The following is a 13,003-nucleotide window of genomic DNA, read 5'->3' on the forward strand; positions in this document are numbered from 1 at the left end:
GCCTGTGGCCGAGCCAGTCACGCTGCCGCCCCTGTCGGCCACACCGCCCGCCCATAACCTTGCCCCAGGGGGGCACGATGCGCCCCTGCATGCTCCCCCGTAATTTGCATGTCTGCCTTGCCCTCCCCTGTCGCACTGCCTGCCGCCGTGGCAGCACCCCTGAATCTGCAAGCCCCCCGCCTGATCCGCCGCATGGCATGCTGGATGTACGAAGGCATCCTGATGTTCGGCGTGGTCTTCATCGCCGGCTACCTGTTTGGCACCCTGAGCCAGACCCGCAACGCCATGGACAACCGCCACGCGCTGCAGGCCTTCCTGTTCGTGGTGTTTGGCATCTACTTCACCTGGTTCTGGGCCAAGGGGCAGACGCTGGCCATGAAGACCTGGCACATCCGTGTCGTGGATCGCGATGGCCGTCCGCTTACCCAGCGGCGCGCACTGCTGCGCTACGTTTGTTCCTGGCTGTGGTTTCTGCCGCCGTTGGCCGCTTTGGCACCTTTTTCGCTGCCGGGCGGTGAAGCCACGGTGATCGTACTGGGCTGGGTCGCCGTGTGGGCGGTGTTGAGCCGTTTTCACCCACAGCAGCAGTTCTGGCACGACGCACTGGCGGGCACACGCCTGGTGCACTACGAACCTGCAAAAAAGTAAGCCCTGTTCGGGCCGACCCGTTCCGGACACATCCTCCCCCGACAATCGCGGCATGCAATCATCCGACCCGTCACACCACGCACCTGCCAACCCCCAGAAGGCCCGGTCCGGGCTGAACCGCATCTGGCATGCCACCGGTTACTCCATCGCAGGGCTGCGTGCCGGCTGGAACGAAAAAGCGTTTCGCCAGGAAGCCCTTGCGGCCGTCGTCCTGGTTCCGCTGTCGTTCTGGCTGGGTCATGGCTGGGTCGAAGTGGTGTTGCTGGCGGGTTCGGTGGTGATCGTCATGATTGTTGAACTGCTCAACACCGGCATCGAGACCGCCATCGACCGCATCGGCCCCGAGTGGCACGACCTCTCCAAACGGGCCAAGGACATGGGCAGCGCTGCCGTACTGCTGTCGCTGCTGCTGTGCATCGGCATCTGGTCTGCCGCCATTCTTCAAAGGTTTCTTCATGGCTGAGCCCGCATTTTCAATCTGTGTGTACTGTGGCTCGCGCCCCGGCGAGAGCGCGGCGTTTGCCCAGGCGGCTGCGGCCGTGGGCCAGTGGATTGGTTCGCATGGCGGCCAACTCGTCTACGGTGGCGGGCGCAGCGGCCTGATGGGCACGGTGGCCGAAGCCACGCGCCTGGCCGGTGGCCGCGTAGTGGGCGTGATACCGCAAACCCTGGTCGACAAGGAGCTGGCCAACCAACAGTGCGACGAGTTGCACATCGTGCAAACCATGCATGAGCGCAAAGCCATGATGGCGGAGCGCAGCAACGCCTTTGTTGCGCTACCCGGCGGCATCGGAACCTTTGAGGAGCTGTTTGAAGTGTGGACCTGGCGCCAGCTGGGCTATCACGACAAGCCGCTGGGCCTGCTCAATGTGGCCGGCTATTACGACGGCTTGCTGGGCTTCTTGCAATCCAGCGTGGCCAACGGATTCATGGGCAATTGGCAAATGGACCTTCTGCACGCAAGCACCGATGTAGAGGCCCTGCTGCGCACGCTGGTGCAGGAGGCCGGTCCCGATCAGGCATCCATGCCATTGCGCTCGGTGATTTAAGAACCAAAGCCCCCGGTCGCGCAAACCTCAGCATCGGCCACCGCGCAAGGCGTACAGCGAGCTACGCAGCGCGCCTGCGGGGAGCGTCACGGATCAGATCGCTGCGTCATCCAGGTCGCCGGTGCGAATGCGCACCACGCGCTCCACGGCCGTCACGAAAATCTTGCCGTCCCCGATCTTTCCCGTGCGCGCCACATTCACGATGGCGTCCACGCAGCGCTCCAGGTCTTCGGTTTTGACCACCACCTCAACCTTCACCTTGGGCAGGAAATCAACCACATATTCGGCCCCGCGGTACAGCTCGGTGTGGCCTTTCTGGCGCCCAAAACCCTTCACCTCGGTCACGGTGAGGCCGGTCACGCCACATTCGGCCAAGGCTTCTCGGACTTCTTCGAGCTTGAAGGGCTTGATGACGGCGGTGATCATTTTCATGGGGGTCTCCTGGGGAATTTAAGAAAGCGGCGGGCCTGGCGGATGCCCGTCAGGCCCTGAATTTGCTGGTGATAGGGTAACGCCAGTCCTTGCCGAAGCTGCGGCGCGTCACGCGCACGCCCACAGGGGCCTGGCGGCGCTTGTATTCGTTGAGCTTGATCAGCCGTGTGACGCGCTCGACATCGGCGCGCTCAAACCCGGCTGCAATGATGGACTCTATCGGTTCATCATTCTCCATGTAGCGAGCCACGATCGCATCGAGCACCTCGTAAGCCGGCAAACTATCCTGGTCTTTCTGGTCGGGGCGCAACTCGGCACTGGGCGGGCGCGTGATGATGCGCTCGGGGATGGGGTTCGCCCCGGTGCCATACGGGTCGTGGGCATTGCGCCAGCGCGCCAGGGCAAACACCCGGGTCTTGGCCACGTCCTTGATGGGCGCAAAGCCGCCGGCCATATCACCGTACAGCGTGCAGTAGCCCGTGGCCAGCTCACTCTTGTTGCCGGTGGTCAGCACAATGGCCCCGAATTTGTTCGACAAGGCCATGAGCAGCATGCCGCGGATGCGCGCCTGCAGGTTCTCTTCGGTCGTGTCTTCGGCGCGGCCGGCAAAATGCGGCGCCAGCGCGGCCTTGAAGGCCTCGAACTGTGACGCAATCGAGATTTCGTCATGGCGCACACCCATGCGCTCGGCCATGTCGCGCGCATCGATCCAGCTGATGTCCGCCGTGTAGGGCGACGGCATCATCACCGTGCGCACCTTGTCGGCGCCCAGGGCATCCACCGCAATGGCCAGCACCAGCGCCGAATCAATGCCGCCCGACAAACCCAGCAAGGCGCCCGGGAAGCCGTTTTTGCCCACATAGTCGCGCACGCCCAGCACCAGCGCATCCCACAGGTCGGCTTCCAGGCTGCACTCGGGCACCACCTTTGCTTCTATTTTGATAGCTGCTTGCGCTTGCCGGATATGCGCAAACACCAGTTTTTCCTTGAAGCCTGGGGCGCGCCCCGCTACCGAGCCATCTGCATTCAGGGCAAACGAGCGGCCTTCAAAAACCACCTCGTCCTGCCCGCCCACCAGGTGGGCATAGACCAGTGGCAGGCCGGTCTCGGCCACGCGCTCGCGCATGGTCTGCTCGCGCTCGGCGCTCTTGCCCAGGTGAAAGGGCGATGCATTAATCACCGCCAGCAGCTGCGCCCCCGCGCTGGCAGCAGCGCGTGCAGGCTCTGGAAACCATGCGTCTTCGCAGATCAGCACCCCGACCCGCACGCCCTGCACCTCGAAAACGCAGGGCGACTGGCCGGCAACGAAATAGCGGCGCTCATCGAACACCTGGTAATTGGGCAGCTCGCGCTTGGCATAGGTCTGCTCGATCTGGCCATGCCGCAGCACGCTGGCCGCGTTCAGGCACGGGCTGAATGCCGGGTCGCCGGCAGCCAGCTTTTGCGGATGGCCCAGAACGATCACAAGGCCATTCAACCCCGCGGTCTCGCGGGCCACGGTTTTCACGGCATCATCACAGGCCGCCAGAAACGCGGGGCGCAGGAACAGGTCTTCTGCCGCGTAGCCACAGATGGCCAGTTCGGGCGTCAGCAACAGACGCGCGCCCTGCGCGTGAGCTTCATGCGCGGCTGCGATGATTTTCTGCGCATTGCCGGGCATGTCGCCCACGACAAAATTGAGCTGAGCGGTGCAAATGGAGAGCATCATGGAACTGGAATCGGCTTTTGTAGCCGGGTTGGACACCGCCACCACAGCCCACAACGGCCCCGTGCAAAACGGTGGTCCACGGAGGCAGCATGGCTGAAGGCGCCATTATCGCGCGCGTGCTGGCATCGCCGCTGGAGGTGGACGCCACTGCCTGGAACGCCCTGCTGGCACTGCAATCGCACCCCACCCCGTTCATGCGCCACGAATACCTGGCCGAACTGCATGAGAGCGAGAGCGCTGTTCCCCACACGGGCTGGACACCCCGGTTCATGACCCTGTGGGAGGGCGACCTGCTGGTGGCAGCCTGCCCGCTGTACCTCAAAAGCCATTCTTACGGCGAATACGTGTTTGACTGGGCCTGGGCCAGTGCCTACGAGCAACACGGCGTCCCCTACTACCCCAAGGCCGTGGTGGCGGTGCCCTTCACGCCCGTGCCCGGCACCCGGCTTATGGCGCGCGACGCCGCAGCCCGCCAGGGGCTGGTGCAGGCGCTGTGCCAGTGGTGCGAGGACGAGGGCATCTCGTCACTGCATGTGCTGTTCGCCAGCGACGACGATGTGCTGACCGGCGCCCGCGAAGGCCTGATGCTGCGGCATACGGTGCAGTTTCACTGGAAGAATGTGGCCCCCACGCTCGGCACTTACGTGTCCTCGCTGCCCCCCGAGGGGGCTCTCGCCGCCTTGGGGCGGCCCGGCGGCGGCTCGGGTGCGGCCCCCACGCTCGGCACTGACGCGTCCTCGCTGCCCCCCGAGGGGGCTCTCGCCGCCTTGGGGCGGCCCGGCGGCGGCTCGGGTGCGGCCCCCACGCTCGGCATTGACGTGTCCTCGCTGCCCCCCGAGGGGGCTCTCGCCGCCTTGGGACGGCCCGGCGGCGGCTCGGGTGCGGCCCCCACGCTCGGCACGGGCGGGTTTTTGCTGCCCACAGAGAGCGTCCTCGCAGCGGTCGAAAGCCATTGCGACAGCGGCTCGGCGGCAGCCGGAACGCTTGCCTACCGCGATTTCGACGATTTTCTGGCGCACCTCACGCAGGAAAAGCGCAAGAAATTCCGCCAGGAACGCCGGCGCGTGGCCGAGGCAGGTGTCACCTTTCGCTGGGCACAGGGGGCTGACATCACTGCGGACGACTGGAACTTCTTTTACCGTTGCTACGAACGCACCTATCTGGAACACGGCAACCCGCCCTACCTCACGCGGGCATTCTTTCAGCAGATGGCCGATCGCATGCCCGAACACTGGCTGCTGTTTATTGCAGAGCGCGAAGGCCGTCCAATTGCTAGTAGTTTGATAGCTATCAGCGCACAGCCATCAAGCGCCAGAGGCCAATATCATTCAAAGTATGCCGGCTGCACCGCCTACGGCCGTTACTGGGGTGCGCTGGAGCGGGTGGACTGCCTCCATTTCGAAGCCTGCTACTACCAGCCCCTGGCATGGTGCATTGCGCATGGCGTGCAGCGATTCGAAGGCGGTGCGCAAGGCGAACACAAAATGGCCCGCGCCCTGCTGCCCGTTCCGGCGACCAGCATGCACTGGCTGGCACATCCGGCATTTGCCGATGCGGTGGACCGGTTTCTGGCCCGCGAAGGTGTCGGGGTGGAGCAGTATCTGGACCATCTGCAGGCACGCAGCCCGTTTCGGGCGGCCTGACACCTCGCCTCACACAATGGCGGGGCCAAAACCCGGCGGCCTCGCGCCGCCGACGCTGCGGGGCCTCAGCCGCCGCAGGCGCCACCCGAGCAGCAAGAACCGCCCGTGGCTGCGGCGGGCTCGGTCTTGCTGATCTGTACACGCCACAGATCGGGGCCTTGCTGCAGATAAGCCCATTTGAACGCGCCCGCAGAGCGGACCTCGAATTGCTGGCGCAGGGGCTGTGGATCATGGTCGTTGACCAATTGCAGCGCCTCGCCGGGCAACAGCGCATCGAAGCGGCCAAAAATCAGGGCGTGGCGCTCGCGGGGCGCAATTTCGCGTACATCGATGACGGAATTCTGGGTGGAAGTCATGGCAAAGCCTTTCTAGGGGAAGTGAGCAAGAGCAACGAAAAATGATTCAGACTGGCAACCTCGGCCCCGGCGCTGAGTCGTTGAGGCGCTGGCAAGGCGTTGCAACAACACCGCCCGCGCACAGCGCCATCAGCCGTCCTTGCCGTCCAGCCGGGTCTGGAACAGCCAGGGGGTAAAGAGGCCCAGGTAAATGGCAAAAGCCGTGGACCAGGCCAGCGCGGCCACCACCAGTGTGGCGGCATACCACTGCGGTGCGGCCAGCGGCACAAGGACACGCAAAACAGCGGCGCCCATCACCAGCCCATAGGCCAGCACCTCCAGCCGGGAAGCCTGCAGCGGCCGACCCGTGTGGCCGCGCGCCGTGCGGGTGATCATGCCGATGATCAGCCCCCCCGTGACACCCACGGCAAAGGCATGCACCGCGGCAGACACGGCCACAACACCCAGTTGCGCCAAGGCCAGCAGAGCAAAGCCCACAGGAATCCAGGCATACGACGCGTGCAGAATCCACAAGATGGGACGGTTGCGGGTGATCCAGGGCTTCCAGCGCCACATGCGCACGCCGTGCAGCAGCGCCGCCAGCCCGGCAAGCACCGCCGTGACCGCGCCCACGCCAAAAGGAGCACACACCCACGACACCAGCGCCAGGGCCGTGACGGCCATGGTGGTGAGTTCCAGCGGGCGCTGCGCCTGCAGCTTGAGCCCCGGGTTCACGCTCATGGTGAAAGCCGGCACCACGCGTCCGGCCATGACGCATTCAATCAGCACAATGAGCGCCAGGCCAGCATGCAGCGCCTGCACGGGCGGCAGGCTGATGACACCCATGACCGCCAGATGAAACGCGACATTGGCCAGCGACAGCAGCACCAGCACCCCCATCAGCGGCAAATTGCGGCGGTTGCGCGCCCGCAGCAGCACCGCCAGCAAAATGCCCGCCACCACCGGCAGCAAGACCATGTCCAGCGCTGCATAGACCGCATAGGGGGCCACCACGGCAGCCACCCTGGCGGCAAGCCAGAGCAGTGCCAGCGCCCCCAGCAACGCACCGCGCGGCGTGGACAGCCCTGTCCACGCCTTCACGGCCGTGAGCAAGAACCCGATGATGACGGTGGCGGCAAACCCGAACAGCATTTCGTGGGCGTGCCACAGCAGGGGAGCGACCGGAAGATCGAGCGCAAGCCACCCAAGCATGGAAGCTATCCACAGCGGCACGGTCAGGCACGCCACAAAGGCCGCGCCCAGATAAAACGGGCGAAAACCCAGACGCAGGAATGGCAAACCCTGCAAAGCAGAGGCCGGAGCCACGCCTGCGGTGGAGACGACAGGTGTTGAGATGGGTTTCATGCGGTGCGGCCCGCTGCGCCGGAACGACGCAAGCAGCGGAAATTTATAAGATTCATTTTACATGAATATTAATGCGTGACGCTCGCCAACACAACATCCGCCACACGCGCTGCGGCGCAAAAAGTACTTTGACAGCACAACGGTGGCGCAGGGCAAGCCGCTAAAAAGCGTGCAATGCTCTGCCGCTGCACGGCGGCAGTTACCGACCGTCAGGGCATCAGCGATTGAGGTTTTTTGTGCGAGGCAGCCCTGCCCTCCGCCGCAGCGTTGCCCGGCCTTCACCCTGCTGAAGAAGTGAGGGCCGCGCCCCCCGGACTGCCCGAGAAAAGGAGTGCTGATTCGCCGGTGCCGCTTACTGCGCGACCTGGGCCACCAGGCCCATTTCGGCGCTGCTTAGCAAGGATTCAATGTCCATCATGATGAGCATGCGGTCGCCCACGGTGGCAATGCCGGTCACAAAGGCCGAGTCCACCTGGCTTTCAAACTGTGGCGCCGGCTTGATGGCATCGGGCGTGAGGGCTACCACATCGGCCACGGCATCCACCACCGCACCCAGCACGGTGCCACCCACGTTCAGGATGATGACCACGGTGAAATCGGTGTAATCGGCCTGGGGGCAGTGCAGTTTCAGGCGCAGATCCACGATGGGAACGATGCGCCCGCGCAAATCCACCACGCCCTTGATGAAGTCGGGCGCATGCGCCATGCGCGTGGGCTGCTCGTACGAGCGGATCTCCTGCACCCGCAGGATATCGATGCCGTACTCCTCCTCCCCCAGGCGAAAGGTCAGATATTCCGCCGCGCGGGCTGCGGCAGCGGTGCGCGAAGACGCCTCGGAACGGGTTGCAGTGGGGGCAGAAATCATGTGCGCATCCTTGAAAACATCGGTTCGGGCAGGCTGGCGACTGCGCCGGGCCTGCGCATATCGGCAGAGCATAGCAGTCTTCAGTTGCATTTGCTCACAACTACCCCGTTGCCAGCGTGGCGCGGATCGATGGCGCGGTATGGACGGACTTCGTGCGGGGGCCACGGGCGTTTGGTGCTGCGTTGGCCGTCTGGTCGACGCGGCAGCATTCCCCAGGCTGCCCACCGGCCAAAAAAAAGCATGCACCCCGTTGGGGTGCATGCTTTAATTTTGATAGCTGTCAGCGCTTATTAGTAAAGGGCTTCGGCGTCATTTGATTCAAAAATGGGGTTGAACCGGCTCAACCCAGGCTCTTTTGGTAGTTGGCGATGCCGTCGCTGATTTCCTTCTTGGCCGAGTCGATACCTTCCCAGCCCAGCACCTTGACCCACTTGCCTTTTTCCAGGTCCTTGTAGTGCTCGAAGAAGTGAGCGATGGCGTTGCGGCGCATGGCGTTCACGTCGTCGATGGTCTTCCAGTGGTCGTACATGGGCAGGATCTTGGAGGTGGGCACCGCAATGACCTTGCCATCCACGCCGGCTTCGTCTTCCATCATCAGGATACCCAGGGGGCGGCAAGTCACGACCACACCGGGATGAAGGGGGTAAGGCGTGATCACCAGCACGTCCACCGGGTCACCGTCGCCCGACAGCGTTTGCGGCACATAGCCGTAGTTCGTGGGGTAGTGCATGGCCGTGGTCATGAAACGGTCCACGAAGATGGCGCCCGATTCCTTGTCCACTTCATACTTGATAGGGTCGGCGTTCATCGGGATCTCGATGACCACATTGAAGGTATCGGGAACGTTCTTGCCTGGGGGGACGTTGTTGAGAGACATGTCTTGTATGAAAAGTTGATTGAAGACAATCCACGCAGCACGACGCGTCGGGATTAACCCTGATTTTAGGCACACACCCCTTTCTGCCCGCTTGCAATCTGGCGTTTGGCTGTAAATTGGGTCTGTTGGCCAATCGACTCCAGTACGCTAGAGCGCGAGGAAGCAACGCAGCGGAAGCACACCGATGCGTTGTGTTTCCTTCCGTGCATCTCAATACTTCAAGGAGTGACGAATGGCTGGAAATACAGCGCTGACTGCCCCTCTGATACTGGCTCTGGTTTGCGGATTGATTGCGGTGGCCTATGGAATCTGGGCCCGGGGATGGATTCTTGCCAAGGACCCCGGCAATGCCCGCATGCAGGAGATTGCCGCCGCCATCCAGGCCGGCGCCGCAGCCTACCTGGCACGGCAGTACAAAACCATTGCCCTCGTCGGCGTGGTGCTGGCCGTGCTGATCGGCATCTTTCTTGACTTGACGACGGCCGTCGGCTTCGTCATTGGCGCGGTGCTGTCGGGCGCCTGCGGCTTCATCGGCATGAACGTGTCGGTGCGCGCCAACGTGCGCACCGCGCAGGCGGCCACGCGCGGCATCGGCCCGGCGCTCGATGTAGCGTTCCGGGGCGGGGCCATCACCGGCATGCTGGTGTGGTGGGGCTGGGCCTGTTGGGCGTCACGGGCTTTTACTGGTTTCTGGCGGGCAACGGCAATCTCACGCCCACGGCCAACCTGGCCAATCTGCTCAACCCGCTGATCGGCTTTGCGTTTGGCTCGTCGCTGATTTCGATCTTTGCGCGCCTGGGCGGCGGCATCTTCACCAAGGGCGCCGATGTGGGCGCCGACCTGGTGGGCAAGGTCGAGGCGGGCATCCCTGAAGACGACCCGCGCAACCCCGCGGTGATTGCCGACAACGTGGGCGACAACGTGGGCGACTGCGCCGGCATGGCAGCCGACCTGTTCGAAACCTACGCCGTGACGCTGATCGCCACCATGGTGCTGGGCGCGCTGCTGGTGGTGAGCGCCCCGGTCAACGCCGTGGTGTACCCGCTGGCGCTGGGGGCCGTGTCCATCATTGCGTCCATCATCGGCTGCTTCTTCGTGAAGGCCTCGCCCGGCATGAAGAACGTGATGCCTGCGCTGTACAAGGGCCTGGCGATTGCGGGCGTGCTGTCACTCATCGCCTTCTATTTCGTGACCATCTGGATCATGCCGGACAACGCCATCACCGCCACCGGCAGCCAGATGAAGCTGTTTGGGGCGTGCGCCACCGGACTGGTGCTGACGGCAGCGCTGGTATGGATTACCGAGTTCTACACCGGCACGCAATACTCGCCCGTGCAGCACATCGCCCAGGCATCGACCACGGGCCACGGTACCAACATCATTGCGGGCCTGGGCGTGTCGATGCGCTCCACGGCCTGGCCCGTGATCTTTGTGTGCCTGGCCATTCTCTCGGCCTACCAGCTCGCAGGGCTGTACGGTATCGCCGTGGCCGCCATGTCCATGCTGAGCATGGCGGGCATCGTGGTGGCGCTGGATGCCTATGGCCCCATCACCGACAACGCCGGCGGCATTGCCGAAATGGCCGAGCTGCCCAGCAGCGTGCGCGACGTCACCGACCCGCTGGACGCCGTGGGCAACACCACCAAGGCCGTCACCAAGGGCTATGCCATTGGCTCGGCCGGGCTGGCCGCGCTGGTGCTGTTTGCCGACTACACCCACAAGCTCGAAAGCTATGGCCGCGCCATCAGCTTTGACCTGAGCGATCCGCTGGTGATCGTGGGTCTTTTCATCGGCGGACTGATCCCCTACCTCTTTGGCGCCATGGCCATGGAGGCCGTGGGTCGCGCCGCCGGTGCCGTGGTGGTGGAGGTGCGCCGCCAGTTCCGTGACATTCCCGGCATCATGGAAGGCACGGCCAAGCCCGAATATGGCAAGGCCGTGGACATGCTGACCACCGCCGCCATCAAGGAGATGGTGATCCCCAGTCTGCTGCCCGTGGTGGTGCCCATCGTGGTGGGCCTGGCACTCGGCCCGAAGGCGCTGGGTGGCCTGCTCATGGGCACCATCGTCACCGGGCTGTTTGTGGCCATCAGCATGTGCACGGGCGGCGGCGCCTGGGACAACGCCAAAAAATACATCGAAGACGGCCACCACGGCGGCAAGGGCAGCGAGGCACACAAGGCCGCCGTCACGGGCGACACGGTGGGCGACCCCTACAAGGACACGGCCGGCCCGGCCATCAACCCGCTGATCAAGATCATCAACATCGTGGCGCTGCTGATCGTGCCGCTGGTGGTCAAGTTCCACGGCGGCTGATGCGCCCCACGGATCTCCAAAGGCTCGCTGCGGCGGGCCTTTTTTTGGCCTTACCGGGCCGCTAGCGGCCCCCTTGCGCCACCTGCCGCCCAGCGCAAACCGCATCCAAACGCTACTGTATTAATAGCTACTAGCGCTTAATACATAAGGGCTATAGGCCATTTTTGCCTAAAAACCATAAGAACACATTGTTTTTGTCGCACAATTTGGCCATGCAACTGCACTTCATCGCCAACGCCTCCGTTGCGTCCGCCTCCGGCCGCACCATCCCGGTGATCGACCCGTCCGACGGCCAGCCGTTTGACGAGATCCAGCGCGGCACGGCCGACGACATCGATGCCGCCGTGCATGCCGCGCGCCAGTGCTACCACGCTGTGTGGCAAAAGATGGCGCCTGCCGACCGGGGCCGCCTGTTGCAAAAGCTCTCGGCAAAAATTCTGGAGCACGCCGACGAACTGACCGCGCTGGAGCGGCGCGACTGCGGCAAGCCCACCAGACAGGCGCGGGCCGATGCGCTGGCGCTGGCGCGCTACTTCGAGTTTTATGCGGGTGCCTGCGACAAATTCCACGGCGAGACCATTCCCTACCCCAACGGCTACAGCGTGCTGACCTGGCGTGAGCCCCATGGAGTGACGGGCCACATCATTCCGTGGAACTATCCCATGCAGATTTTTGGCCGCAGCGTGGGCGGCGCCCTGGCGGCAGGCAATGTGTGCGTGGTCAAACCCGCCGAAGACGCGTGCCTGAGCCTGATCCGCGTGGCACAACTGGCGGCCGAGGTGGGTTTTCCGTCGGGCGCGCTCAACATCGTCACCGGCTACGGGCACGAGGTGGGCGACGCGCTGGCACGCCACCCGGGCATTGCCCACATCAGCTTCACGGGCAGCCCCAAGATTGGCACGCAAATCCAGCAGGTGGCCGCCGAGCGCCACTGCCCGGTAACGCTGGAGCTGGGCGGCAAAAGTCCCCAGATCATCTTTGCCGATGCCGACCTGGACGCCGCCGTGCCGGTGGTCATCAACGCCATCGTGCAAAACGCCGGGCAGACCTGCTCGGCCGGCTCACGCGTGCTGATTGACTCGCTGGTCTACGAGCCGCTGCTGGAGCGCCTGGGCACTGCCTTTGAAGCGCTGCGCGTGGGCCCCGCCGCCATGGACCTGAATGTGGGCCCGCTGATCCGCCAGTCGCAGCAGCAGCGCGTGTGGGACTTTTTATCTGACGCGCAGGTGGCCGGCATCGCCATGGTGGCCCAGGGCCAGATCGTGGACGAGGCGCCCGAAACCGGCTATTACCAGGCCCCCACGCTGCTGCGCGATGTGCCGGTGGATCACCGTCTGGCGCAAGAAGAAGTGTTTGGCCCCGTGCTGTCGGCCATGGCCTTTCAGGACGAAGACCATGCTGTGGAGCTGGCCAATGCCACGCAGTTCGGGCTGGTGGCGGGCATCTGGACGCGCGACGGCAGCCGCCAGTTCCGCATGGCCCGGCGCGTGCACAGCGGCCAGGTGTTCATCAACAACTACGGCGCCGCAGGCGGTGTGGAACTGCCCTTTGGCGGCGTCAAATCCAGTGGTTACGGGCGCGAAAAGGGCCTGGAGGCGCTGTATGGCTTCACCACGCTCAAAACAGTGGCCATTCAGCACGGCTGACTGCGGCAGGCCCTGTCACGCCGGTGCACGACGGCGCGGCGGTGTGCCGCTAGCATGGTTGCCTCTGCCCTTCCCCTTTCACTTTTGCACGACGTTTTTTCTTCTCCATGCCCCTGAGC

At 64.1% G+C, this 13,003-nt stretch carries 11 protein-coding genes and 1 pseudogene; 6 read left to right on the forward strand and 6 right to left on the reverse strand.

Annotated elements, in window-relative coordinates:
* Positions 1 to 108: 108 nt before the first annotated feature.
* The 3 genes from DTW89_RS16550 to DTW89_RS16560 are packed head-to-tail and all read left to right on the forward strand — an operon-like array spanning position 109 to position 1,697.
* Positions 109 to 648, forward strand: coding sequence for an RDD family protein (locus DTW89_RS16550; protein WP_114656734.1), 540 nt, complete (start codon positions 109 to 111; stop codon positions 646 to 648).
* 52 nt (positions 649 to 700) lie between these two features.
* Entirely contained in the window at positions 701 to 1,111 is a 411-nt protein-coding gene (locus DTW89_RS16555) for a diacylglycerol kinase (RefSeq protein WP_114656735.1), read from the forward strand.
* A complete protein-coding gene (locus tag DTW89_RS16560; RefSeq protein WP_024814719.1) occupies positions 1,104 to 1,697 on the forward strand; it encodes a TIGR00730 family Rossman fold protein in 594 nt (197 codons plus the stop codon). Before DTW89_RS16555 ends, DTW89_RS16560 begins: the two co-directional genes overlap by 8 nt.
* Positions 1,698 to 1,790: 93 nt before the next feature.
* Here DTW89_RS16560 and DTW89_RS16565 read toward each other — a convergent pair whose 3' ends face one another.
* Both DTW89_RS16565 and DTW89_RS16570 read right to left on the reverse strand, forming a co-directional pair.
* Positions 1,791 to 2,129, reverse strand: a complete 339-nt coding sequence (locus DTW89_RS16565) for a P-II family nitrogen regulator (RefSeq protein ID WP_024814718.1) — start codon at positions 2,127 to 2,129, stop codon at positions 1,791 to 1,793.
* 49 nt (positions 2,130 to 2,178) lie between these two features.
* Positions 2,179 to 3,837 (reverse strand): NAD+ synthase, encoded by a 1,659-nt coding sequence (locus DTW89_RS16570; RefSeq protein ID WP_114656736.1) that lies wholly within the window; start codon positions 3,835 to 3,837, stop codon positions 2,179 to 2,181.
* An 89-nt stretch (positions 3,838 to 3,926) separates the two neighbouring features.
* On the opposite strand from DTW89_RS16570, the gene DTW89_RS19800 reads away from it, so the two are divergent.
* On the forward strand, positions 3,927 to 5,480 hold the full coding sequence (locus tag DTW89_RS19800) for a GNAT family N-acetyltransferase (protein ID WP_236637181.1): 1,554 nt from the start codon (positions 3,927 to 3,929) through the stop codon (positions 5,478 to 5,480).
* A 65-nt stretch (positions 5,481 to 5,545) separates the two neighbouring features.
* On the opposite strand, the gene DTW89_RS16590 is transcribed toward DTW89_RS19800, so the two are convergent.
* From DTW89_RS16590 to ppa, 4 genes are all read right to left on the reverse strand, one after another.
* The gene (locus DTW89_RS16590; protein ID WP_024814715.1) at positions 5,546 to 5,836 is read right to left on the reverse strand and encodes a DUF2249 domain-containing protein; all 291 of its coding nucleotides are present in this window, start codon (positions 5,834 to 5,836) and stop codon (positions 5,546 to 5,548) included.
* A gap of 129 nt (positions 5,837 to 5,965) precedes the next feature.
* Positions 5,966 to 7,180 carry an NnrS family protein gene (locus tag DTW89_RS16595; RefSeq protein WP_114656737.1) on the reverse strand — a complete coding sequence of 405 codons (1,215 nt, stop codon included), beginning with the start codon at positions 7,178 to 7,180 and terminating at the stop codon, positions 5,966 to 5,968.
* 352 nt (positions 7,181 to 7,532) lie between these two features.
* Positions 7,533 to 8,045 carry a chemotaxis protein CheW gene (locus DTW89_RS16600; protein ID WP_111864390.1) on the reverse strand — a complete coding sequence of 171 codons (513 nt, stop codon included), beginning with the start codon at positions 8,043 to 8,045 and terminating at the stop codon, positions 7,533 to 7,535.
* A 340-nt stretch (positions 8,046 to 8,385) separates the two neighbouring features.
* Complete coding sequence (ppa, locus tag DTW89_RS16605; RefSeq protein WP_024814712.1) at positions 8,386 to 8,922, reverse strand: inorganic diphosphatase; 537 nt, start codon at positions 8,920 to 8,922, stop codon at positions 8,386 to 8,388.
* Between the two features lie 232 nt (positions 8,923 to 9,154).
* On the opposite strand from ppa, the pseudogene DTW89_RS16610 reads away from it, so the two are divergent.
* A pseudogene (locus DTW89_RS16610) lies at positions 9,155 to 11,238 on the forward strand (sodium-translocating pyrophosphatase).
* A 212-nt stretch (positions 11,239 to 11,450) separates the two neighbouring features.
* Positions 11,451 to 12,884, forward strand: coding sequence for an aldehyde dehydrogenase family protein (locus DTW89_RS16615; RefSeq protein WP_114656738.1), 1,434 nt, complete (start codon positions 11,451 to 11,453; stop codon positions 12,882 to 12,884).
* Positions 12,885 to 13,003: the final 119 nt, after the last annotated feature.

The organism is Acidovorax sp. BoFeN1, assembly GCF_003345135.1.
In the GTDB taxonomy this organism is placed as follows: domain Bacteria; phylum Pseudomonadota; class Gammaproteobacteria; order Burkholderiales; family Burkholderiaceae_C; genus Acidovorax; species Acidovorax defluvii.

Coding starts and splice junctions, on each gene's coding strand:
- DTW89_RS16550 (WP_114656734.1), top strand. CDS start 109: ATGTCTGCCTTGCCCTCCCCTGTCGCACTGCCTGCCGCCGTGGCAGCA.
- DTW89_RS16555 (WP_114656735.1), top strand. CDS start 701: ATGCAATCATCCGACCCGTCACACCACGCACCTGCCAACCCCCAGAAG.
- DTW89_RS16560 (WP_024814719.1), top strand. CDS start 1,104: ATGGCTGAGCCCGCATTTTCAATCTGTGTGTACTGTGGCTCGCGCCCC.
- DTW89_RS16565 (WP_024814718.1), bottom strand. CDS start 2,129: ATGAAAATGATCACCGCCGTCATCAAGCCCTTCAAGCTCGAAGAAGTC.
- DTW89_RS16570 (WP_114656736.1), bottom strand. CDS start 3,837: ATGATGCTCTCCATTTGCACCGCTCAGCTCAATTTTGTCGTGGGCGAC.
- DTW89_RS19800 (WP_236637181.1), top strand. CDS start 3,927: ATGGCTGAAGGCGCCATTATCGCGCGCGTGCTGGCATCGCCGCTGGAG.
- DTW89_RS16590 (WP_024814715.1), bottom strand. CDS start 5,836: ATGACTTCCACCCAGAATTCCGTCATCGATGTACGCGAAATTGCGCCC.
- DTW89_RS16595 (WP_114656737.1), bottom strand. CDS start 7,180: ATGAAACCCATCTCAACACCTGTCGTCTCCACCGCAGGCGTGGCTCCG.
- DTW89_RS16600 (WP_111864390.1), bottom strand. CDS start 8,045: ATGATTTCTGCCCCCACTGCAACCCGTTCCGAGGCGTCTTCGCGCACC.
- ppa (WP_024814712.1), bottom strand. CDS start 8,922: ATGTCTCTCAACAACGTCCCCCCAGGCAAGAACGTTCCCGATACCTTC.
- DTW89_RS16615 (WP_114656738.1), top strand. CDS start 11,451: ATGCAACTGCACTTCATCGCCAACGCCTCCGTTGCGTCCGCCTCCGGC.